Consider the following 22415-nt stretch of genomic DNA (forward strand, 5'->3'; position numbering starts at 1 on the left):
GTCCTGGCGAGCCCGCACGTCGCGCCCGGATTCTGCCGGGAGCTCCCGGATGGCGGAGCGTGCCCTTCAACGCGGCACAGCTGGAAAAATGGACGGTATGACGTTCCCTGAGATCGACGTGAAATCCCTGCCGGACGGGGCGTACCTGCTCGACGTTCGCGAGCCGGACGAATGGCGGGCCGGGCACGCGCCGAACGCGTGCCACATCCCCCTTGGTGAGTTGCAGGGCCGGGTCGGCGAGCTGCCGGACGGTCCGATCTATGTGATCTGCCGGCTTGGTGGTCGCTCCGCCCACGCGGCAGCCTGGCTCAACCACATCGGACGCGAGGCGATCAACGTGGACGGCGGCATGCAGTCATGGGCCACCGCCGGCCTCCCCATGGTGAACGACGACGGGGGAACGCCGTTCGTGGCCTGAGCTGCGTTTAATTGCCGCGCCTCCGGCTCGGCGGGCTCGGGGCGCCTTCAGGCGATGTCTTCCCTCGTCTCTGTGTCTATTTGCGCTCGCTCCGCTCGCGCGGCTCGGTGCGCCCTCAGGCGATGTCTTCCCTCGTCACTCGGAGTCGCTCGTCCCTCGCTCCCCGCTCGTTCCTCAGTCCAGACACCGCCGCGCCCCTCGCGGCGTCGCTCGTTCCTCAGTCCATTCGTTCCTCAGTCCGGACACCGCCGCGCCCCTCGCGTGATGGTTGGGCGCCGTGATGATGGATGGGGCTCGCGCGGGCATTGGACATTTCGCCCATCAATGTCATAATCCGGGACGACAACTCGATAGCGCGGGAGCTCGGGCGTAACCGGGCTGAGAGGGCGGCTCCTTGACGAGGCGCGCCGCCGACCGCATGAACCTGTCCGGATAATGCCGGCGTAGGGAGCGTGTGATGGCGCCTGCCGTCTTCGACGATGTGGAAGCCCCCCTCACCCTTGAGGAGGAGGCTCCGAAAACCCTCGGAGCGCTCGACCAGGGCGCCTTCTGGGCCAATCTCGGCGTCAGCCTTCTCGGCTTCTCGGGGGCGCTGTTCCTCCTCGACCCGCTGGGCGGCAAGCCGCTGACCTTCACCGGGGCCATCCTGGCGGCGGTCGTCGGCAGTCTGATCGGCACCGCCATGGTCGGGCTCGCCGCCATCCCCGGGGCGCGCACCGGGCAGCCCGCGATGGTGCTGCTCAGGGGGCTGTTCGGCGCGCGGCTGTCATACGCGCCGACCGTGCTCAACATCGTCCAGCTCCTCGGATGGGGGGCGTTCGAGCTCTGGGTGGTCGCCACCGGCGCCGAGGCGATCTTCGGCGACGCGGTGCCGTACGAGGTCTGGGTGGTCGCGGCCGGGGCGCTGACCATCGCGCTGACGATCCGTCCCCTCGGCGCGCTCCGGCTGCTCAGGCGGTACGTCACGGTCGGCGTGATCGTCTCGATGGTGTGGCTGTCGGTCGCGCTGTTCAGCCGCGCGCCGTCGCTGGACGCGGGGTCGTGGGACGCGTTCGCGCCCGCCGTCGACTACGTGATCGCGCTGTCGGTCTCGTGGGTGCCGGTCGCGGCCGACTACGCCCGGCACTCGCGGTCGAGCTCGGGCGCCTTCACGGGCATCGTCGGCGGCTACACCGTGGCCCAGGTGGCCTGCCTGGCGCTCGGCATCGCGGCCCTGGCCCTGGTCGGGAACGACGCCGACAAGGTCTGGGAGCCGTTCGTCGCGGCGCCGCTCGGCGCGCTCTTCTTCGGCATGCTGGTGCTGCGCGAGGTGGATCAGTCGTTCGCCAACGTCTACTCCACGTCCGTCTCGATCCAGAACTTCGCGCCCCGGGTGGACCGGCGGATCATCTCGGTGTCGATCGGCGTCCTGACCATCGCCATCGCCCTCTTCGCCGACGTGAACTCGTACGGCGCGTTCCTCAGCGTGATCGGCGCGGTGTTCGTCCCGATGTTCGCCGTACTCGCCGTGGACTACTTCCTGCTCGGCGGGGCGGCCCGGTGGAACATGGCCAAGGACGCGCCGCTGCGCTGGCTGACCCTGCCCCCATGGGTTCTCGGCTTCGCCGCGTACTGGATCGTCACGGTCACCCCGACCGTCGCGTGGTGGGACGGCGTGTGGGCGCGGGTCCGGGACGCGATCGGGTTCGGCCACCAGCCGTGGATGAATGCCGCGCTGGCCGCGTTCCTGGTGTCGGCCCTGACGATGCTCGCGACCGGCCTGCTCGCCCGCCTGGCCGCCGCCCGGTCCGTACGGCACGGCCGGTGAACGCCCGCCGGGGCTCCGGGCGCCACCCCGCCCGGAGCCCCGGCACGTTCGATCAGTCGCCGAACTCGTTCTGCACCCCGGGCGGGGTGAGGGCCGAGACGTAGTGATGCGGCAGGTGGTCGTCGATCGAGTGGACGGCGGGGAGCGACCGGGCCATCGGGACCGCGCGGGCCACGAACGCCGGCGCGGTGATCGCTACCCCCAGCAGGTGCGGCAACTGCCCGGCATGGTGCCCGGCGATGCGCCACACGCCGGCCCGGCCCGGCAGGTGCGACTCGGGACGGCCGAGCGCGCCCGCCATGACGTTGCGGAGGTGCGGGATCTCGTAGCGGTACTCCCGGCCGAAGTGCCGGAAAGGCCCCGAGGCCGCGGGCGGAAGGTGCGGAACGACGTCCCGGTCGTAGATGTAGCGGACGACGTTCTCGCGGAGGAAGTCGTCGCGGTCGCACGCCTCGGCGAACCGCCTGTCGCCGATCATGGGCTGACCGAACGTGTAGACGGCGCGCAGGTGGTCGCCGAGCGCCTCCCGGTACTTCCGCTCCCGCCGGATCATCACGCCCATGAGCGCGGCCATCGCCCCGCCGTGGCCGTGCCCGGTGATGTAGAGGGCCTCAAGCCGCCCGTCCACACGCCCGAGGTCGATCCCCGGGGAGCCGTTCGGCAGCGAGGCACGCACCGAGTGGCGGTCGGAGGCGTTCCGCAGGGCGTTCATGACCTCGTACCTGGTCGCTCGTACGTTGCGGTAGATGCCCGCGTGGACGGTGGCCGACGGATGGCAGGCCCGGTACGCGATCCGCTCGGGCTCGCGGTCCGTCGAGGTCAGCCGGTGGGCGAAGTCGGACGGCTCGGCGCCCCGGTAACAGAGAATGGCGACCCGGCCGCTCTTGCTCTGGATGAGAAAAGCGGTCGAATGAATCCCCATCGCGTCCACGGACGCCTGGATCATCCGGCACTGGTTGTCTTCGAGGCCCATTCTCGCCATGATCATCGAGACCGTCTCGGGTCCGGAATAGGCGTAGGCCGCGCACGTGGCCATGACGTGCGCGATTTCCGGGTCGGGGTGCTCGGCGGCGTTCAGCAGCCGCTGTTCCAGGTCCTTGTATACGGGGAATCCAGAGGTTTCCCGCGGTCCGTAGGGCCGTAGTTCCTCGTAGGTGGGTGCCTTCGCGTCGCGGGTCCACAGGCCGCCGATCTCCAGGGTGTCCCGCAGCCGCGCCTCCATTTCCAGAGGGCGGAATTCGCCCGTCGCCCTGGATGATGCGGGCATTTTCCCGGTGCTCGCCTGCTCGGCCGTGGAGGGAACCGACTTGTCCGCTTGGCGGGTATTCCGCGCGGTGTCCACATTCGCCATGCCGTACACCTTCCGGTCACGTGATTTCAGGCGGTGGTTTCGACCATTTCCCGGGTGTCATGAAAAACCGGAACGGCTTGTGCCGTCCGGCGTCGAGCGTGCCCGTGGGGTCCCGCCTGTCCGTGACAATTTCCGCGACAAAGCGGGACAAATCCCTGCAACTCGCAAACACATTCCCAGGTCAGGCGAGGGCGCCCTCCAGGCGGAGCAGTTCCTCCTTCGCCGCGGGGCCTCCGGCGTACCCGCCGAGCACGCCGGGCGCCTCGATCGCGCGGTGGCAGGGGAAGAGCAGGCACACCGGGTTCGCGCCGAGCGCGTTGGCGATCGCGCGGAGCGCCTGCGGCCGCCCGATCCGTTCCGCGATGTTCTGATAAGTCGTGACCTGTCCGTACGGCACGGCGGCCATCATCTGGACGACGGTCCGCCCGAACGCGGAGACGAGCTGGAGGTCCACGGACGAGGAGAAGGTCCGCAGCCGTCCCTCGAAGTACGCGTCGAGCTCCCGGCGCACCGGATCAAGACGGCGCGGATCAGGGCCGATGAACGAGCTGACGTCCCGGTGGATGCGGCCGTAGACGGCGTGCTCGTCCTCGTAGCTGCACGCCAGGACGCCGCGCCCGGTGGCGGCGAGCGTGAGGCGGCCCACCGGGGCGTCCACGGTGCCGAAGGCGACCTCGGGCGGGGACTCCCCCACGTATCCCCGCGCGGTCACTCGCAGCAGGGCTTCGAGGTCGGCTGTGGACATGCGCCCCACTTCCTCTCAGTGCGTATGCGAAGCGTATCGGATGCAAAACCTCAAGATCAGAGAGGGAAAGGGGGCACCATGGGGGAGTGGGTGAGGACAGGAGCGACTACGAGGACGGCATAGCGCGGGCTGCCGTCGCCAGCTCCCCCGACGCCATCGTGGCCCTGGACCGTGATCTCTCCGTCCTCGGATGGAACCCCGCGGCGGAGCGGCTGTTCGGCTGGACGGCGGAGGAGCTCATGGGCCGGCGGGCCCCGATCGTCCCGGCCGAGCTGATGGCCGAGCACAACGCCGTCATGGAACGCGTGCGCACCGGCGGCCAGGTGTCGCTGCGGACCAGGCGTTTCCATCGCGACGGCCGCCTCCTGGAGGTCCGCGCCGACACCAACGCGCTGCGGAGCGACAGCGGGACGCTGCTCGGATACGTCAGCGTCTACCACCTCGCCGAGGACGACGAGGCGGCGCGGGCGGCGCGCCGGGCCCGGCTGGTCCGGCGGCTGACCGACGTCGTCGCCGACATCAACGCCGCGCTCGACCTGCCGGTCGTGCTCGACCGGATCGCGGGCAGCCTCACCGAGCTCACCGGCGCGGACGCCGGCGGCTTCGTGCTGATCGAGGGTGGGCGGCTGCGGCTCGTCAGCGGCCACCACATCCCGTCCGAGCTGCGCGGCGTCACCGCCGACCTGCACACCAGCCTGGTCGGCAAGCTGCTGCGCACCGGGAAGACGGTCCTGCTTGAGACCAGCCCCGCGGGCCTGGAGGACCTCGTCTGGGCCCGGCTCCCCGGGCTGCACACCGTCGCGGTCGGCATCGCCGCCGTCGGCGGACGGCCGTACGGCGCGCTGTACGCGCTGTTCGCGAAGGGCAAGGCCGGGCACGTCGAGCTGGAGCTGCTTGAGCTGCTCGCCGGCCACGCGGGCATCGCGGTCGGCAACGCCCAGGCCTACCAGGAGGCGGTACGGCAGCGCGCGCACGAGCGGGCCGTCTTCGATGCGAGCGCGGACGGCATCGGCGTGCTCGACGAGGCCGGCCGGGTGACCCAGTGGAACCCGGCGGCGGCCGAGCTGACCGGCTTCCCGGCCGAGCGGGTGATCGGCGGGCCGCCGCCGTTCCCGCTGCCCGAGCCGGGCGAGAAACTCACCATCCAGCTCGATTCCGGACGCTGGCTGGACGTGTTGTGCGCCGCGATCCCGGAGACGGGCGAGGTCGTGGCCGACTTCCGCGACGTGACCAGGGCCAAGGAGCTGGAGGAGGCCAAGGATCTGTTCCTCGCCACCACCAGCCACGAGCTGCGCACGCCGATCACGATCGTGCACGGCTTCGCCAGCACGCTCGACGCCCGCTGGGACAACCTGTCCGACGCGGAGCGCCGTTCGGCCGTCCACACCATCGCCGAGCGGGCCAGGATGCTGGGCCGGCTCGTGGACCACCTGCTGCTCGGCGCCCGCACCGGGGCGGACGAGATGCGGATCAGGATTGAGACGTTCGACCTGGGCGAGCGGGTCCGCGCGGCCACCCTCGGCCTGCCGGTGCTGTCCGACCGGCACCGCGTCGAGGTGGGCATCCCGGACGATCTGCCCAAAGTCCACGGTGACTCGCTGGCCACCGACATCCTCCTCGGGCAGCTCCTGGAGAACGCGTTCAAGTACTCCCCGGACGGCGGCCTGATCCGGGTCGAGGCGCGGGCGGAGGAGGGCCGGGTCGTCCTCGTGATCGACGACGAGGGGGTGGGCATCGCCCCCGCGGACCGGGAGCGGATCTTCGAACGGTTCGTGCAGGCCGACAGTGGCAACCGGCGCCGATTCGGCGGTGTGGGGCTCGGGCTCTACATCGCGCGCAACCTGGCCCGCGCGCAGGGCGGCGACGTGACCGCCCACTCGCGGCCGGGTGGTGGCACCCGGATGCGTTTCGTCCTCAACGAGGCGGCCGCCGTGTCGCGAGGTGAGCATCACATGATCTGATGTGTGCAACCTGTGATGAAAGGTGCGGTTTCTTGGGCCCCCGAATGGGGCATTTCGGTCCTACTGGGGTGTGTTGTCTCCTTGGGGGAGGGGGAAAGTGAGTCCGTCGAGCGTCGTGATGTTGCCCTACGCGCTGGCGAGCGTCGCCACCGCGCGTCGGCGTCTCAGCTCGGATCTGCTCGCTTCGGGGCTCTTCAGTACGACCGTGGATGATGCCGTCCTGGTCGTGAGCGAGCTGCTGAGCAATGCGTTGCGGCACGCTCACCCATTGCCATCAGGGCAGCTCAGGCTCGCCTGGACGTGCTCGGAAGGCCGGCTGGAGCTCGCGGTGAGCGACGGGGGAGCGACCACCGAACCGCGCGCGGGCCGCCCCACGCTCTCATCGCTGGGCGGCCGCGGCCTCGGGATCGTCGAATACCTCGCCGAGCAGTGGGGCGTGCGCCACGAGGGCGAGACGACCACCGTGTGGGCGATCCTCGCGCTGCCGCAGCCTGTCCGAAACGGCCAGGAGCGAGAGCCCGAAATTCACGCCCTGCGAGGATGACTCAGCGGGACATCTTGCCCATGAGCGTGATCGCCGCCACCACGAGGAAGGCGATGATCGCGAACATGAGCAGGAACTTCAGCGTGGCGAACAGCGCCGGGATGATGAACGCGAAGACCAGCCAGATGGCGAGAACGACAGCCAGGACGGTCAGTACGGTACGGGCCATAGCCACAAGGTACGCGTTGCCGCCCGCCACCGCGAAGATCTGGACGTTTCACGTGAATCACGACTGACGCCGGCCCGGCGACCGTGAGAATGGGCGCGTGACCGGAAGAACCGCCCGCATCCTGGTGGTCGACGACGACCCGATGGTGGCCGAGGTCGTCGCCCGCTTCCTGGAACGCGACGGACACGTCGTGGAGTGCGCGGGCGACGGCGCCGAGGCGCTGGAGCGGGCGCTCGCCGACCCGCCCGACCTGCTCGTCCTCGACCTCGCGCTGTCCGGGGCGGATGGCCTGCGGCTCTGCGGACGGCTCCGCGAGCACGACCGCGAGCACGGACGCGGCCCGACTCCGGTGATCATGCTCACCACTCTCGGCGCCGAGATCGACCGCGTGGTCGGCCTGGAGACCGGCGCCGACGACTACGTGACGAAGCCGTTCAGCCCCCGGGAGCTCGCACTGCGGGTGCAGGCCGTGCTGCGCCGTACCGGGGCGGTGGCGCCTCTGGGCGCCGGCGTGCTCGCCGACGGCGACCTCGTCCTCGACGTCGGCACCCATGAGGTACGGCTCGCGGGCAGGGAGGTCGACCTGACCGCGCGGGAGTTCGACCTGCTCGCCCACCTGCTGCGCAACCCCCGTCAGGTGTTCAGCAGGAGCGCGCTGCTCAACCAGGTGTGGGGCTGGTCCTTCGGCGACTCCTCGACCGTCACCGTGCATGTGCGCAGGCTGAGGGAGAAGGTCGAGACCGACCCCGCCGAGCCGCGGCGCATCATCACCGTGTGGGGCGTGGGCTACCGGTACGAGCCCGTCGGCTGAGCCCGGGAGCCGGTCAGGAGCCGGTCAGGAGCCGGTCGGGAGCCGGTCAGGAGAACGCGTCGTACATCGCGCGAAATGTCGGGCAGGGCCACCGCCACATGCAACTGCGGCAGCGCAGGATGGGGTTGGCGGTGTCGCTGGTGATGCCGCCCGCGTCCCTCGGCTGGTGGAGGTCGAGCAGCCGGATGCCAAGCTCGGACAGGCTCAGCAGCTCCTCGCGCGCGGCGGCGAGGAATTCGAGGTCCTCCCCGGCCAGCCGCGCCGTGACCGGGACGTACCCCTCGCGGTTGATGAGCGCCTGGAGGTGTCCGGTGCCGTCGCGCCACGAGGTCGCCTTCTCGGTGCGGATCTGGATGGCCTCCAGCCGCTCGCGCAGCAGCCGTCGCTGCGGATCCTCGGGGGGTTCCATGCCTGCTGCGCCTGACACACTCGTCCCTTCGCCCCAAGCCGGGTGTCGCTTTCCGTCAAGCTTCCCGCACCGCGCGTTTCTGTGAGGGCGGAATCGGGGACAAAGCGCGGGCGACTCTTCGGTTAGCCTGGGGGAACGTGACCCCAGGCCGGTACGGCGCTAGTGTGCGCGCTGTGGAGCTCAAAGTCGCGACGCAAACCCATGCTGGCCAGGCCGTAATGGCCATTGTCGGCGAAATCGACCTATATACCGCGCCTCGCCTACAGGCGGAATTCACCCGCCTGCTGGAGACCGGGCCGGAGCGAGTGGTGATCGACATGTCGGGAGTGGAGTTCTGCGACTCCACCGGCATGAACGTGTTGCTCTCCGCTCTCAAGCGGCTGCGCGAGCGCGGCGGCATCCTCGAGGTGGCCTCACCTCGCCCCGCCGTACGGAAGATCCTCCAGGTCACCGGCCTGGACTCGGTCTTCACCGTCCATGAGAGCGTCCCTGCGGAGGTGGCCGAATTTCTATGAGTGACCTGGTGGAGCGGCCTGCGGACACCGCGGTCATCATCCCGGCCAAGGATGAGGCCGATCGGATCGGAGCCACGGTCGCCGCGGCGATGCGGCTTCCGGGGGTCGACCTCGTCGTCGTCGTCGACGACGGCTCGACCGACGAGACCGGCCGGGTGGCCAAGGCCGCCGGGGCCCGTGTCGTACGGCACAGCCGGAACGCCGGCAAGGCCGCGGCCATGGAGAGCGGGGCCGAGGCCGTGCGCCTCCTGGACGAGGAGACGCCTCGGCACCTGCTGTTCCTGGACGCCGACCTGGGCGAGACCGCCCAGCAGGCCGCTCCCCTCATCGCGCCCGTCCGTGCCGGGACGGCCGACATGACCATCGCCGTCTTCGCCACCAGGGTGAAGCTCGGCGGTCACGGCATCGTGGTACGGCTGGCCCGCGACGGCATCAAGCGGGCCACCGGTTTCGACGCGACCCAGCCGCTCAACGGCCAGCGCTGCCTGACCCGGGCCGCGTTCGACGCGGCGCTTCCGCTCGCCCGCGGGTTCGGCGTGGAGACCGGACTGACGATCGACCTGATCCGCAAGGGGTTCCGGGTGCAGGAGGTCGAGGTCGAGATGGCGCACCGGGCCACCGGCGACGACTGGAGGTCCCAGCTTCACCGGGCCAAGCAGCTCAGAGACGTCGGCTGGGCCCTGGCCGCCAGGGAACCGGCCGTCATGAAGGGAACCGACGCCATCCTCCGGACCATCCGGAGCTGACCGGCCCCGGATCGGATCGGAGCCCGGAGCCCGCGGACGCGTCTCCGGGCTGACCAGCCGTGATTGGCTCCGATCGGAGTCGGCCCGGTTGTCCACAGCCTCTACGGGAATCTGCCTCGGCTGTGATGAAATTCGGGGGTGAATCGGGAGAGCGCGCGGTGGTCCGCCACGCTGATCGCGCCGGCCTTCGTCGCCGGGGCGATCCTGCTGACGATCGTCATCGCCGCTCTCGGCCCCTCGGCGATGGTCCCACCGCTTCCGGGCCCCGGCCGGCAGCCGCCGTACTCCCTTGACCTGCGGCCCGACGGGCATCTCGTCGTGGCGCTCGCGGCGGTCGCCGTCGTGGGCGGCGCGATCGGGCTCGTCGCCGGGCTCTACGGCCTTCGCCGTCACGCCGCTCCCGATGTCCGCCGCACCCGCCTGCTGGTCGCGGCCGGGTGCCTGGCGGCGGGCGTGCTGGCGTTCCTACCGCCGGTCGGGTCGGCCGACCACCTGAACTACGCCGCCTACGGGCGGATCGCCGTCCTCGGCCTCGATCCGTACGTCACCGTGCCGTCGGCGGTGCCGCACGACCCGGTGGCCGGGGCGGTGGAGGAGTGGCGCAACACACCGAGCGTCTACGGCCCGGTGGCGACGGGGGTGCAGGCCCTCGCCAGCTGGGTCGGCGGCGATTCGGTGCGGCTGACGGTCTTCGTGCTGACCCTGGTCAATGCCGCCGCGTTCGTCGCCACCGCGCTGCTGCTGCACCGGGTCACCCGCGGCGACCCCGGGCGGCAGCGCCGCGCCGCGCTGCTGTGGGCGGTGAACCCGCTCGTCGTCTACCAGCTGGCCGCGGGGATGCATGTGGACACACTGGCCGTGGCGTTCGTGGTCGCCGCCCTGATCGTGGAGTCGGGGGTGCTCCTCGGGCTCGGCATCGCGGTCAAGGTGACCGTCGGCCTGGTCGCGCTCGGGCCCGCCTGGCGACATCGGCGCGATCCGCGCCGGCTGCTGCTGATCGCGGGCTCGGCCACCCTGACCGTGGCGGTGGCGTACTGGCTGGCCGGGCCGCACGCGCTCGACCAGGTGCTGAACGCGAGCAAGTCGGTGTCGTTCGCCACTCCCTGGAAGCTGGTGCAGCGGGCGCTCCAGGCCGTGTTCGACGACGGCGCCTACCGCGCCTGGATCCAGACCGGGTCGCTGCTCCTCATGGTCGTGCTCTCCTGGTTGCTGCTGCGCGCCGGTGCGGCGGGCCGGGTCGGGTCTCCCCCGGGTGTGCCGGAGAGCGGCGCGGGCGAGGCTCGCCTGGTGGCGCTGGCCGTCGTGGTGGCCTGGCTGTTCGCCACGCCGTACGCGCTGCCGTGGTACGACGGGCTCGCGCTCGCGCTGCTGGCGATGGTCCCGGCCTCGACGCTGGACTGGTTCGTGGTGGGACGGATGGCCCTGCTGTCGGCGGCCTATCTGCCGGCCAGGCAGCTCGACCAGCCGCCCGACCTGAGCTGGCTGGTGACGGTCGTCAGGACGCAGGTGGTGCCGTGGCTGCTGCTGGCGCTGACGGTCGCCCTGGTGTGGTGGGCGGCGCGAGCTGGAGCGCGCGCACGGACGCGGCGAGCGTGAGCGGCACCGCGACGGTGAGCGCCATGGCCGGGATCGCGATCCCCGAGTCGTTGATCAGGAAGCCGGTCATGGTGGCGGCCAGCGCGCCGAACAGCCCTGCCCGCAGCGCCGGGGCCCTGCTGTAGGCGAGGGTGAGCGCCGGGGCGCCCCAGCGCGACGGGCGGGCCAGCACCAGGAACAGGAACGCGATCGCGACGACCGAGAGCACGGTCAGCTCGGTGTTGCCGAGCGTGTTGAGCATCGCTCCGAACTTGCGGCCCACGACCTCGAGGCCCTCGCCGTCGGCGACCTGCTGGACGAACGCGCCCAGATGCGTCCGCCGGTCCGCCGGGCGGAGCCAGTCGAACAGCGCGATGGCCGCGATCAGCACGGCTCCCGCCGCGCCGATGGCGACCAGCCGGACGAACGACACCCGCAGGCCGTACAGCATGAGCGCGAAGACGGCGAACCCGACGACGAACGCGGGTACGCCGCCGAAGTCGGCCCCCCAGCTCGGCCAGCCGTCCGCCACGATCGCGAGCACCCCGTACGCGAGCAGGAGGAACCGTGGCTTGACGACGTGGGCGAGCCCGGCGAGGGCCAGGATCGTGCCCGTCGCGAAGATCGCGAAGGGCATGTTGCCGAAGCCGTAGAAGCGGCCGCCGGTCACCGGCTCGTATCCGGTGACCGCGTTCACCTGGAGTGTCGAGCCCGTCATGACGTCGGCGAGGAGCGCGAGCGAGCTGACCGCGGCGACCACCGTCAGCGGGCCGGCCACGTGCTCGCGCCACGGCCCGGCGAACGCGAGTGCCGCGATGACCCCGGCGAACCCGAGGATCGTCGCGATCAGGGCGGGCATGGGGTACGCCATGTGCCACCACGGCACGAGCTGCGCCAGGAACGTCGAGATCGGGATCGCGCCGCTGACCACGGCCACCACCTGGGTGGTGGTCAGCATCCGCCGGCGCCGCCTGATCACGAAGGCGGCGAGGCCGTAGAACAGCACCTGGATGGCGACGAGCGCGACGAAGAACGGCTGCCTGACGTCCCTGAGCACCTGGGAGGCCAGGTCGGCGTCGGCCAGCTCCGCGACGATCTCGGCCGTGTCCTCGGGGGCGTCGCCGCCACGCTGCCAGGCCCGGCCCACCACTCCCTGCGGCACATCGAGTCCGGCCGTCGCCAGGATGGTCGCGGTCAGGTCGGTGATCGTGACCAGGGCGTCCTGCCGGGTGGAGGTCGCGGTCAGGTATCCGCGTCCGTACGGCGAGGCGCCGGTCGTCGCAGAGGCGCCGGCGGTGGCGTGGGGGGCGCCGCCCGCGATGGCGACGTGCAGGTGCGGGTCGAGCGAGCCGATGCCCGAGTCGGCGAGCCCGGCGACGAGGACGACGGAGCCGGAAGGGACGCGCCCGAGGATGTCGCCGACGGTCTGGTCGGCCGCCACGACGGCCGAGTCGCGTGCGGTGCCGGTGAGATCGGAGGGCGTTGTGCCCGGGGGGCCCGCGGCGCGTCGCGCGACGGCTGCCTCGGCGATCTCGCCTGCTTCCGCGAACACGGCGGTGTACGGGGTCAGGTCGGGCAGCTCGTTGAGTGTGGCGGCATATTTCTGGACTTTTCCGGATGTGTCGGCGGCGCCGAGGGCCGCGCCCGGACCGATGGCGGCGACCTTCCCGCCCGCGGCGACGATCGTCTGCCCCAGCAGCCCGATCCGCCCGCCGTACGACTGGGTCCGCTGGTAGGCGGCGAACTCGTCCCAGCCGGGGATCGTCGCCGAGCCGTCGGGGCCCGCCTGGGGGACCGGCGTGGCCGCGCAGTCATTCCCCGCGGTCCCGGCCCGCTGGCCCGCCGAGACTGTCAGCCAGCCGCTGACGGGGCAGGTCACGTTGCGGCCGCCGGGCGGGATGACGCGGGAGGACAGTGACGCCGAGCTGCCCTCGCCGGTCAGCCGCCACAGGTTGGGCGTACGCCGCCGGTCGAGGTCGCTCCACAGCAGCCCGGGCACCCCGATGACCACCACCCGCCCGGAGGGTGCCGCCCGCCCGGTTCCGGAGGCTTCGCCCGTCGCGGTGTGGAGTGGGGCCGTCCGCGTACGCGTCTCTCCCGAGGCGCGTGCCTCTTCCGCGTGGGCCGGGGTGGGAAGCGCCAGGAGCAGCAGGCCCAGCAGAAGCGTGACCGCCACGGCGACGAAGCGACGGGGGAAGCCGTACGGGACCTCAGACGTCTGCGGGGGCGCCGCCGAGCCGGAGCCGTCCGGCGCGGCGGAAAACGCGAGCCACGGGCGGCCGTGCGGTCGTGACCGGGAAAGGCCGATCCCGAATCGCCTCACGTGCTCTCCTCACTTCGTCTGATCCCACCGTCGCCTGGCTCAAGGCCCGGCCGGCGCGCGGCCCGACCATGCCTGCCCCGCTGTCGCCCGGCCCCCGCCGTACGCGGCCCTCGGCGTACGGGCACCCGGCGGGCCCCGTCACGCTGCTTCGCAAACCGTGGCGAAAGTCCACGGTAGCCTGCCTGGACATGAGGACAGGCGAGACGATCATCGCGAAACGGGCCCTGTGGGCCTGGGCGGCGGCGGCGCTGATCGTCGTCGGCGGCGCGATCCCGCTCGTCGCGTACTGGCTGACGAACCCCGCCGACCAGCGCCTCGTCGATCTTGACGTCTACCGCACGGGCGGGCAGAGCCTGCTGCTCGGCGTCCCGCTCTATGACGTGATCACGCCGGCTCCTCAGTTGCTGCCGTTCACCTATCCGCCGATCGCGGCCATGCTGGCGGCGCCGCTCGCCGCCGTCTCGTGGCCGACCGCCCAATGGGTGTGGACGATCGCCATCGTCGCCACTCTCGCGGTGACGGTCCGGTACGGCTTCCGCCCCGCGCTCTCGCCACGGGCGGCCCCGCCGGAAGCCGAGGACGACGGCGCGGCGGCCACCGTGCCGTGGCTCGGCCGGGCGGCGCGCTGGGCGGTGCCGCTCGCGTTCGCGGTCGGGGTGGTGGCCTGCCTCTACCTCATGCCGATCAGGGATCAGGTGCGGTTCGGCCAGGTCGATCTCTTCCTTGTGGCGTTGTGCCTGCTCGACTGCGTGGCCCGCCGTCCCTGGTGGCCGCGCGGGATGCTCATCGGGCTGGCCACCGCGGTAAAACTCACTCCCGGCGTTTTTCTCATCTATCTCGCTATAACGGGATTTTCGTGGCGAAAGCCGTACATGCGGGATGAAGGGCAGGGGCGGGCCTTCTTCATGGCGGTGTTCACCGCGGCGCTGCTCACCGTGATGCCGTTCCTGGTCATCCCCTCGGACGCCAAGGACTTCTGGTTCTCCGCGCTGCTCGACCCCGGCCGCCTGGGCGCGAACGCGGCCACCACGAACCAGTCGATCCGGGGCATGCTGATCCGTCTCTACCTGCCCGACTCGGTCACCTCCGCACTGTGGCTGGTCGCCGTCGCCGCCGTCGGCTGGTACGGCTTCCGCCAGGCCCGCCGCGCGTACCTGGACGGGGACCCGATGACGGCCGTGGCGCTGACCGGGCTGATGGCGGTGCTGCTCTCCCCCGTCGCCTGGATCCACCACCTCGCCTGGGTGGTCGTCGTGCTGGCGGCGCTCGTGGGGGCCGGGACCGACCGGGTCCGGCTGCTGGTCGCCGGGGGCGTCTGGCTCTTTTACGTGGTCCCCGTGCCCTGGTGGGGGGTGTCCCTCAAGGCGCTGGAGATCCCCGTCCTGAGCCCGGTGCTCGGCAAGATCGTGCAGAACGGGTTCGGTCTCGGGGCGCTCGCTCTGGTGTGGCTGCTCGGCTCCTGGCTCCCCCGCCGCCGCGCCCGGATTGCCCCGTAGCGGAAATCTCGGTGTGGGCAGTTGTGACAGGTAGCTAACCTTGTGCTATGCCAAAGCTCGCGTACCTGGGGCCGGAGGGCACCTTCACCGAGGCCGCCGTGCGCGCCCTCGCACCCGACGCTGAGCGCCTGCCCTGCGCGAACGTCGGAGCCGCGCTGGATGCGGTCCGCTCCGGGCAGGCCGACGGCGCCGTGGTCCCCTTGGAGAACTCGCTCGAAGGCGGCATCATCCAGACGCTGGACGAGTTCGCGTGGGGCCAGCCGCTGCTGATCGTTGCGGAGTACCTGCTGCCGGTCGAGTTCTCGCTGCTCGTCCGCCCGGGCACCGAGCTGCGCCAGATCAAGCGGGTCACGACGCATCCCGCCGCCCACACCCAGTGCCGGAACTTCATCGAGCGCGAGCTCCCCGGCGCCGTCGTCATCCCGGCCGCCTCGACCGCCGCCGCCGCGCAGGAGGTGGCCAACCCCGATTCTCCGTACGACGCGGCGATCAGCCCCGCGATCGCGGGCGAGGTGTACGGCCTTGAGGAGGCGGCGTCGAACATCGGCGACCGCAACGACACGGTGACCAGGTTCGTCCGGGTGGCCCCGCCCGGCCACGTCCCGGAGCCGACGGGCGCCGACCGCACCTCCCTGGTGGCTTTCCTCAAGGAGGACCACGCCGGAGCGCTGCTGGAGATGCTGAACGAGTTCGCCGTGCGCGGCGTGAACCTGACCCGGATCGAGTCCCGCCCGACCGGCCAGGGCATCGGCAGCTATTTCTTCCACTTCGACGCCGAAGGGCACGTCGCCGACGCCCGGGTGGGCGAGGCGCTCTCCGGCCTGCACCGGATCTGCAGCGATCTGCGCTTCCTCGGCAGCTATCCGCGGGCCGACCGGGTCGTTACGCAGATCAGGCCGGGCACCTCCGACGGCGACTTCGGCGAGGCGGCCGGCTGGCTCACCCGGATGCGTTCCGGACAGGTCTGAGCCCCGCCTGCCGGACGGCCCGCGCCGATCACCTGGACGGATCGGCGCGGGCCGTCCGACATCACGGCGTCACGCCGCGCCGCATCGGACAATCGGGGCGCATATGGTAGCCGTACCTCGGTAGCCTTTGTTTCGTGATTGACCTGCGTACCCTTCGTGAGGACCCGGACCGGCTCCGGGCGTCGCAGCGCGCCCGCGGTGAGGACGACTCGGTCGTCGACACGCTGCTCTCCCTCGACGAGCGCCGTCGAAGTGCGCTGTCGGCCTTCGAGTCGCTGCGCGCCGAGCAGAAGTCCATCGGCAAGTCGGTGTCCAAAGCCTCCGGAGACGAGCGCCAGGCGCTGCTCGACCGCGCCAAGGACCTCGCCGCGCAGGTGAAGGCCGCCGAGGCCGACGCCGAGAAGGCGGCCGCCGAGTTCGACGTTGTGATCGAGGGCGTCCCCAACATCGTGGACGCGGCGGCCCCGGCCGGCGGCGAGGACGACTACGTCGTGCTGGAGGAGATCGGCGAGAAGCCCTCGTTCGACTTCACCCCGCGCGACCACCTGGAGCTGGGCGAGATGCTCGGCGCCATCGACATGGAGCGCGGCGCCAAGGTCTCGGGCGCGCGGTTCTTCTTCCTGACCGGCGTCGGCGCGCGGCTCCAGCTCGGCCTGCTCAACATGGGGATGCAGCAGGCGATCGAGACCGGCTTCACCCCGATGATCACTCCGGTGCTGGTCAGGCCCGAGTCGATGCAGGGCACCGGTTTCCACGTCGCCCACGACAAGGAGATCTATCGCCTGCCCGATGACGACCTCTACCTGGTCGGCACCTCCGAGGTGCCGCTGGCGGCCTACCACGGCGACGAGATCCTCGAGCGCGGCTCGCTGCCGCTGCGCTACGCCGGCTGGTCGTCGTGCTTCCGCCGCGAGGCCGGCTCGTACGGCAAGGACACCCGGGGCATCATCCGCGTCCACCAGTTCGACAAGGTCGAGATGTTCTCCTACTGCCGCCCGGAGGAAGCGGACGAGGAGCACCAGCGCCTGCTCGCCTGGGAGAAGGAGATGCTGGCCAAGGTCGAGCTGCCGTACCGCGTGATCGACACGGCCGCGGGCGACCTCGGCACCTCGGCGGCGCGCAAGTTCGACTGCGAGGCGTGGATCCCGAGCCAGGGCCGCTACCGCGAGGTCACCTCGACGTCGAACTGCACCCAGTTCCAGGCCCGCCGCATGCGCGTGCGGTACCGCGACGAGGACGGCAAGCCGCAGGCCGTCGCGACCCTGAACGGCACCCTGGCCACCACCCGCTGGATCGTCGCCATCCTGGAGAACCACCAGCAGGCGGACGGCTCGGTCGTGGTTCCCAAGGCGCTGCGCCCGTTCGTCGGGCTCGACGTCCTGGAGCCGGTGAAGTAGCCGAACGCCCAAGGAAGGCCTGAGGAAGGCCTGAGAAAGGCCCGAGGAAGGCCCCGCCTACCCGGCGGGGCCTTTCCTTTTCTGGAGGGTCCGTCTCGCGATCAGCCACCCGGGCGCCGTGGCGCCCAGGATCACGGCCAGCAGGACGGCCGTGCCGTACGCGTCGGGCAGGCCGGCGCTCCACCCCAGGAACGGGAAATAGACCCCGGCGAAGGTGGCCACGGCGACGAGGGCGCTCCGCCCTCCCGCCCGTTCGGTGTGATTCTGGTGGACCGCCCAGACCACCAGCACGCCCACGCCCCCCGCCAGGGCCAGCGGGATGCCCGCGAGCCGGGCCACCAAGCTGTAGGGCCAGTCCAGGACGGGGGGCCCGGCGAAGGGGAGCAGCCCGATCCACAGGAGCAGGCCCGCGACCCCGAAGGCCACCGGGGCCCGTCCCAGGAAGCCGTCCGCGACGAGGCCGAGGAGCAGGACGGCGATGGCGATCAGCACCGCGATCCACAGCTCGTCGTCGATCTGCTCCCCCGGGTTGGTGAGGGGCGCGGCGGCCCGCGCCGAGAACCCGCCGTCGTCCGCGAAGCCCAGCCGCCGCCACAGGCCCGACGCGTCCCGTACGGCCACGCCGTCGGGGCCGTTGGCGACGACCACGATGTGTGCGCCCGCGCCGCCGGGTACGGCCTGTACGGCGAGCGCCCGGGAGGCGGCGAGATCGCTCGGCAGCCCCTGCGGGTCGGAGTTCTCGTAGATCCGGTCCAGCCAGTGCCTCCGGCCGGAGGAGACGGCCCAGGACGTGGACCACGTGTTCCCGCCGTCGGTGGTCTCCTCGACCTCCAGCAGCCCGGGGCGGACCCGGTAGCAGTGCGCCTGCTCCCCCGGCACGCAGGCGCTGCTCTGCGGCGCGTAGGTCGGGTTCCCCGTCGACGGGTGCCAGGTCGCGCCGCCGTCGGTGGACGCCCTCGCCTGGGAGTCCACCAACGGAGGCGTGACGTCGACGACGACCGCCGAGCCGTTGACAGCCACGGAGACGGCCGACGGCGCCGGGGGAACGCCCGAGGTCGCGGTCACCGCGAAGACAGCCACCGGGACGACGAGGACGGCGTGCGGAAGCCGTGCGGGAGGGCGCCGGGCGGCCCGCCGCCAGGCGAGCCAGGCGAGGCCGAGGGCGGGGAGCGCGATCAGGTCGGTCGGGTCGGCCACGACCCGTGACGGGATGAGGAGGGACCACAGCCACGACGCCGCCTCCGCCCCCACGGCGGTGGCCTTCATCAGGGTGAAGAGCGTGCCGGTGAGCGCGATCGCCGCCGGGGCCGGGCATCGGAGGAGCAGCGCGGCCAGCGGCGGCGCCATGACCAGCCCGGCGACGTCGCTGAGCTTGCCGGTGACCGGGCCGGGCCACAGTCCCTTGAGAACGTGATCGTTGAGAAGGAGCACGGCCAGGGCCAGTACGGTGACCGGGTGGCCGAGCCACGCGAGCGCGTGGCCGGAGCTTCGCGTTGTCACGCCCGGTTCGATGCGGGGCCGGCGCCCCGGGTTGTCACGAACCGGTCCCGGCTGGGGGACGAATCGGTCATGCGGTGCGGCCCCGGTGGTGCGTCAGCGCACCCTGATCCAGGCGTTGCCGATGAGGTCCTTCCTGGTGATCTCGTCCAGGTAGTCGCGGGTGCTGCCGCCGTAGTCGAGTGTCACCGGCCGCCAGTAGTGCCCCGAGCGGAACTTCCCGCGGTAACTGGTCTTGATCCACACATTGAACGACATGGTCAGCCGGGAGTGGTTGAGCGAGCGGATCACGCAGTAGACGGCGTAGTTCCCGACCGAGTTGCGCTTCTGGGTGCCACACTTGGCGCCCTTCGGCCTGGTCACGAACCGCACCTTGGACACGATGCTGCGGGGGAAGTCGGCCTGCAGGACGAGCGCCTCGTCGGTGAACTGGTCGGGGTGGGTGACCTTGTAGGTGATGCGGGCAGGCCGTCCCCTGCGGATCGCCGAGGGGTAGGTGACCTTCACCTTGGGCAGCCGCCGTTCGGCCGCGTAGGAGGCCGTGTGGGCCCCGGAGGAGGCCTCCGTCGCGTGTGCGGGTGCGGGGGACGCAAGGAACGCCGCCACGAGGCAGGTGGCGGCTGTGAGGACTCTGCGCATGGATCGCTCTCTGCTGGGGGAGTGCCGATGAGCCAGTGCCCTCTCACCATCACAAGAGCGATTGCTTGCGGCAAGCCCCTTTTGTCCAACCGCCTGCGCGGCTCCGAGACCGCCCGGGAAAGCGCGAAGGTGGGGCCCGCAGGACGCGGACCCCACCTTCAGCGGTGTTCAGAAATCAGAGCGCACGGACGTTGGACGCCTGCGGACCCTTCGGACCAGAGGTCACCTCGAACTCGACCCGCTGGCCGTCCTCGAGGTTGCGGTAGCCGCTGCCGGTGATCGCGGAGAAGTGGACGAAGACGTCCGGCTCCCCACCGTCCGGTGCGATGAAGCCGAAGCCCTTCTCAGCGTTGAACCACTTGACGGTTCCCTGAGCCATTAATGCTCTCCCTAAGGAAGTGAATCTTGGGGCTCACACCTCGTGAACCCCGGTGTGTCGCACAGCTCCCCGGGTGGCTCATACAGTCAAGCTGGTTTTCGCTACGGGAACAGCTAATACAACGCCATCACATCTAACACTATGTCGCCGGTGGGTGTTCCACGTCTGGGGGAAGATTTCCTCCGTCTTCATCCCCGAGGACGGACTCGGGTGCAACAGCGGGCAAACTGGAGGCTGTTATGAGCAGCCCCCGCCTCGTCGCGACGGACCTGGACGGCACCGCACTGCGGGCCGACGGGACCGTCTCCGTCCGCACCGCCGCCGCCTTCGCCCTCGTGGAGGACTCCGGCGGGACGCTCGTCTTCGTCACGGGCCGGCCGCCCCGCTGGATGCACAGCGTGGCGGGAGCCGTACGCCATCGGGGGCTGTCGATCTGCGCCAACGGCGCGCTCGTCTACGACCTGCACACCGAGCGGATCGTCGAGGCGCGCATGATCCACCCCGACGTCATCGACGAGTCCGTCCGGCGCCTGCGCGAGCACCTGCCGGAGCTGGCCTTCGCCGTCGAGTACGAGGGTGGCTACGCGCACGAGTCCGACTTCGCGGTGAACGGCGACGACCCCGTGTACGGGCGGCGGGAGGCGATACACGCGCTCACCGCGCAGCCGTGCGCCAAGCTGCTCGCCCACCACCCGACGATGGATCCGGACGAGCTCTACCAGCTGTCCGTCTCACTCGTGGGCGATCTGGTGACCCCGACGCACTCCAGCGGCCGCGCGTTGATCGAGATGAGCGCGCACGGCGTCACAAAGGCGTCGGCCCTCGCCGCGCTCGCCGCCGAGCTGGGGATCGCGGCGGGTGAGGTCGTCGCCTTCGGAGACATGCCGAACGACCTGCCCATGCTGGCCTGGGCAGGGACGTCGTACGCGGTGGCCAACGCCCACCCGGAGGTGCTGGCCGCCGTCGATCACGTGACGGCGGCCAACGACGACGACGGGGTCGCCCGGATTTTGGAAGGTCTTTACCGCCGGTGACCGCTCACGGTCCCCGGGTCTGCCACCTGACCGAGCCGGGGACCTACAGGTAGGGCCCCGAGGCGCGGTGGTGCTGCTGGTCCTCCTGACCCTGCGACATGCCGCCGGGCAGAGCGCGGCGCATCTGCTCAAGCTGCGCGCGCGCCGCCATCTGCTGGGCGAACAACGTGGTCTGGATGCCGTGGAAGAGTCCCTCAAGCCATCCGACGAGCTGCGCGTGGGCCACCCGGAGCTCCGCGTCCGAGGGCGGGGCGCCGTTGTCGTCGGTGAACGGGAGCGACAGCCGTTCCAGCTCGTCGACGAGCTCGGGCGCGAGACCATCCTCCAGCTCCTTGATGGAGCTTTCATGGATGTCCTTGAGGCGCTTGCGGCTGGCTTCGTCCAGGGGAGCGGCACGTACCTCTTCGAGGAGTTGGCGGATCATGCTTCCGATGCGCATGACCTTCGCCGGCTGCTCCACGAGGTCGGCGACGGAGCGCTCCTCGTGCTCGCCGTTCTCCCCCGCGACGGACAAGCCGTCGGGCCCCACGACCACGATCTGCGGCGTGCTCTCATCTGCGTTCATCGGCCGCTCATCACTCCTCGTACGCGTCGGGCTCGGTCGGTACTCATGCGTTCAAACCTAACTCACCGGAACAGGAGGATTTTGCCGATGTGCTCACCCGACTCCAGCAGCCGGTGCGCGTCCGCGGCGTCCCGCATCGGCATCCGCGCTTCGATCACCGGCCGGATCGCGCCCGCGCCGATCAGCGGCCAGACGTCACGCACGACTCCCGCGCAGATGGCGCCCTTCTCGTCGACCGGCCGGGCCCGCAGCCCCGCCGCCGAGACGGATGCGCGCTTGGCGAGCAGCTTCCCGAGGTCCAGTTCGCCGACCCGGCCGCCCTGCATGCCGATCACGACGAGGCGGCCGCCGACCGCCAGCGCGTCCAGGTTCTTCTTCAGGTACGCGGCGCCGATGATGTCGAGGATCACATCGGCCTTCTTGGCCGAGAAATCCTCTTCACGGTAGTTCAGGGCCTCGTCCGCGCCGAGCTCCAGGCACCGCCGTACCTTCTCCGGGGATCCGGCCGTCGCGATCACGCGGGAGCCGAACGCCTTGGCGAGCTGGATCGCCATCGTGCCGATGCCGCTCGTGCCGCCGTGGACCAGCAGCGTCTCGCTCCGGCGCAGGCGGGCGGTCATGAAGACGTTCGACCAGACGGTGCAGACGACTTCGGGCAGCCCCGCCGCGTCCACCAAGGACAGGCCCTCGGGGAGAGGCATGACCTGTTGCCAGGGAACCGCTACGCGCTCGGCGTAACCGCCGCCGGCGAGCAGCGCGCAGACCTCGTCGCCCGGTTTGATGCCCTCGACGTCGGCGCCGACCGCGACCACGGTGCCGGAGCACTCCAGGCCGGGGATCTCCGACGCGCCTTTCGGCGGGGGGTAGAACCCCTGGCGCTGGAGGACGTCCGCCCGGTTGACGGCGGATGCGGCCACGTCGATGAGCACCTCGCCCCGCGACGGCTCCGGATCAGGGACTTCTTGCCAGTCCAAAACCTCGGGTCCACCGGGTTCCCTAATTACGATCGCGCGCATGCGACCAAAGTAGCGGGGCCGCGAACTCGACGGTTGCCCACATTCGCTGC

At 71.0% G+C, this 22415-nt stretch carries 22 protein-coding genes and 1 riboswitch; of the genes, 12 read left to right on the plus strand and 10 right to left on the minus strand.

Annotated features, from left to right (window positions below; all coding sequences use genetic code 11):
• The first annotated feature begins 88 nt into the window (after window positions 1–88).
• Complete coding sequence (locus ACQP1V_RS00635; protein ID WP_387417106.1) at window positions 89–418, plus strand: rhodanese-like domain-containing protein; 330 nt, start codon at window positions 89–91, stop codon at window positions 416–418.
• Window positions 419–763: 345 nt separating this feature from the next.
• Window positions 764–885: riboswitch (TPP riboswitch) on the plus strand.
• Window positions 876–2225 (plus strand): purine-cytosine permease family protein, encoded by a 1350-nt coding sequence (locus ACQP1V_RS00640; RefSeq protein ID WP_433417693.1) that lies wholly within the window; start codon window positions 876–878, stop codon window positions 2223–2225. (Overlaps the previous riboswitch by 10 nt.)
• Before the next feature lie 52 nt (window positions 2226–2277).
• Here ACQP1V_RS00640 and ACQP1V_RS00645 read toward each other — a convergent pair whose 3' ends face one another.
• Entirely contained in the window at window positions 2278–3576 is a 1299-nt protein-coding gene (locus ACQP1V_RS00645; RefSeq protein WP_433417696.1) for a lipase family protein, read from the minus strand.
• A gap of 181 nt (window positions 3577–3757) precedes the next feature.
• Window positions 3758–4321: a methylated-DNA--[protein]-cysteine S-methyltransferase gene (locus ACQP1V_RS00650; protein ID WP_387417103.1), complete on the minus strand. Its 564-nt coding sequence runs from the start codon at window positions 4319–4321 to the stop codon at window positions 3758–3760.
• Between the two features lie 86 nt (window positions 4322–4407).
• Between ACQP1V_RS00650 and ACQP1V_RS00655 the strand changes: the two genes are divergently transcribed.
• Window positions 4408–6282, plus strand: a complete 1875-nt coding sequence (locus ACQP1V_RS00655; RefSeq protein WP_433417699.1) for a PAS domain S-box protein — start codon at window positions 4408–4410, stop codon at window positions 6280–6282.
• 97 nt (window positions 6283–6379) lie between these two features.
• A complete protein-coding gene (locus tag ACQP1V_RS00660; protein ID WP_245658515.1) occupies window positions 6380–6826 on the plus strand; it encodes an ATP-binding protein in 447 nt (148 codons plus the stop codon).
• A 1-nt stretch (window position 6827) separates the two neighbouring features.
• Here ACQP1V_RS00660 and ACQP1V_RS00665 read toward each other — a convergent pair whose 3' ends face one another.
• A complete protein-coding gene (locus ACQP1V_RS00665) occupies window positions 6828–6995 on the minus strand; it encodes a hypothetical protein (protein ID WP_169806647.1) in 168 nt (55 codons plus the stop codon).
• Window positions 6996–7092: 97 nt separating this feature from the next.
• On the opposite strand from ACQP1V_RS00665, the gene ACQP1V_RS00670 reads away from it, so the two are divergent.
• Window positions 7093–7806: a response regulator transcription factor gene (locus tag ACQP1V_RS00670; protein ID WP_387417101.1), complete on the plus strand. Its 714-nt coding sequence runs from the start codon at window positions 7093–7095 to the stop codon at window positions 7804–7806.
• A 46-nt stretch (window positions 7807–7852) separates the two neighbouring features.
• Here the strand turns inward: ACQP1V_RS00670 and ACQP1V_RS00675 are convergent, their stop codons facing one another.
• A complete protein-coding gene (locus ACQP1V_RS00675; RefSeq protein WP_387417100.1) occupies window positions 7853–8215 on the minus strand; it encodes a hypothetical protein in 363 nt (120 codons plus the stop codon).
• A 173-nt stretch (window positions 8216–8388) separates the two neighbouring features.
• On the opposite strand from ACQP1V_RS00675, the gene ACQP1V_RS00680 reads away from it, so the two are divergent.
• The 3 genes from ACQP1V_RS00680 (at window position 8389) to mptB (ending at window position 11072) form a co-directional block, all read left to right on the plus strand.
• On the plus strand, window positions 8389–8730 hold the full coding sequence (locus ACQP1V_RS00680; RefSeq protein ID WP_387417099.1) for an STAS domain-containing protein: 342 nt from the start codon (window positions 8389–8391) through the stop codon (window positions 8728–8730).
• A complete protein-coding gene (locus tag ACQP1V_RS00685) occupies window positions 8727–9476 on the plus strand; it encodes a glycosyltransferase family 2 protein (RefSeq protein ID WP_433220622.1) in 750 nt (249 codons plus the stop codon). Before ACQP1V_RS00680 ends, ACQP1V_RS00685 begins: the two co-directional genes overlap by 4 nt.
• A 138-nt stretch (window positions 9477–9614) precedes the next feature.
• A complete protein-coding gene (gene mptB, locus ACQP1V_RS00690; protein ID WP_433417703.1) occupies window positions 9615–11072 on the plus strand; it encodes a polyprenol phosphomannose-dependent alpha 1,6 mannosyltransferase MptB in 1458 nt (485 codons plus the stop codon).
• On the opposite strand, the gene ACQP1V_RS00695 is transcribed toward mptB, so the two are convergent.
• Complete coding sequence (locus tag ACQP1V_RS00695; protein ID WP_433417705.1) at window positions 10972–13374, minus strand: hypothetical protein; 2403 nt, start codon at window positions 13372–13374, stop codon at window positions 10972–10974. The two genes, mptB and ACQP1V_RS00695, sit on opposite strands and share 101 nt — an antisense overlap.
• 188 nt (window positions 13375–13562) lie before the next feature.
• Here ACQP1V_RS00695 and ACQP1V_RS00700 point away from each other — a divergent pair, with 188 nt between their 5' ends.
• The 3 genes from ACQP1V_RS00700 (at window position 13563) to serS (ending at window position 17235) form a co-directional block, all read left to right on the plus strand.
• A complete protein-coding gene (locus ACQP1V_RS00700; RefSeq protein WP_433417708.1) occupies window positions 13563–14870 on the plus strand; it encodes a glycosyltransferase 87 family protein in 1308 nt (435 codons plus the stop codon).
• A 47-nt stretch (window positions 14871–14917) separates the two neighbouring features.
• Window positions 14918–15838: a prephenate dehydratase gene (gene pheA, locus ACQP1V_RS00705; protein ID WP_433417711.1), complete on the plus strand. Its 921-nt coding sequence runs from the start codon at window positions 14918–14920 to the stop codon at window positions 15836–15838.
• A 134-nt stretch (window positions 15839–15972) separates the two neighbouring features.
• On the plus strand, window positions 15973–17235 hold the full coding sequence (serS, locus tag ACQP1V_RS00710; RefSeq protein WP_387417093.1) for a serine--tRNA ligase: 1263 nt from the start codon (window positions 15973–15975) through the stop codon (window positions 17233–17235).
• Between the two features lie 57 nt (window positions 17236–17292).
• Here serS and ACQP1V_RS00715 read toward each other — a convergent pair whose 3' ends face one another.
• The 3 genes from ACQP1V_RS00715 to ACQP1V_RS00725 form a co-directional block, all read right to left on the minus strand.
• On the minus strand, window positions 17293–18735 hold the full coding sequence (locus ACQP1V_RS00715; protein ID WP_433417714.1) for a hypothetical protein: 1443 nt from the start codon (window positions 18733–18735) through the stop codon (window positions 17293–17295).
• A 93-nt stretch (window positions 18736–18828) separates the two neighbouring features.
• The gene (locus ACQP1V_RS00720) at window positions 18829–19371 is read right to left on the minus strand and encodes a hypothetical protein (protein ID WP_433417716.1); all 543 of its coding nucleotides are present in this window, start codon (window positions 19369–19371) and stop codon (window positions 18829–18831) included.
• Between the two features lie 175 nt (window positions 19372–19546).
• Window positions 19547–19750: a cold-shock protein gene (locus ACQP1V_RS00725; protein WP_067138340.1), complete on the minus strand. Its 204-nt coding sequence runs from the start codon at window positions 19748–19750 to the stop codon at window positions 19547–19549.
• A 239-nt stretch (window positions 19751–19989) separates the two neighbouring features.
• Between ACQP1V_RS00725 and ACQP1V_RS00730 the strand changes: the two genes are divergently transcribed.
• Entirely contained in the window at window positions 19990–20784 is a 795-nt protein-coding gene (locus ACQP1V_RS00730) for an HAD family hydrolase (RefSeq protein WP_433417719.1), read from the plus strand.
• A gap of 43 nt (window positions 20785–20827) precedes the next feature.
• Here the strand turns inward: ACQP1V_RS00730 and ACQP1V_RS00735 are convergent, their stop codons facing one another.
• Together ACQP1V_RS00735 and ACQP1V_RS00740 are read right to left on the minus strand one after the other, a co-directional pair.
• A complete protein-coding gene (locus tag ACQP1V_RS00735; RefSeq protein ID WP_066935333.1) occupies window positions 20828–21349 on the minus strand; it encodes a bacterial proteasome activator family protein in 522 nt (173 codons plus the stop codon).
• A gap of 62 nt (window positions 21350–21411) precedes the next feature.
• Window positions 21412–22365, minus strand: coding sequence for an NAD(P)H-quinone oxidoreductase (locus ACQP1V_RS00740; protein ID WP_433220643.1), 954 nt, complete (start codon window positions 22363–22365; stop codon window positions 21412–21414).
• Window positions 22366–22415 lie beyond the last annotated feature (50 nt).

Origin of the sequence: Microtetraspora malaysiensis (genome assembly GCF_050947145.1) — a bacterium.
GTDB lineage: Bacteria > Actinomycetota > Actinomycetes > Streptosporangiales > Streptosporangiaceae > Microtetraspora_A > Microtetraspora_A malaysiensis.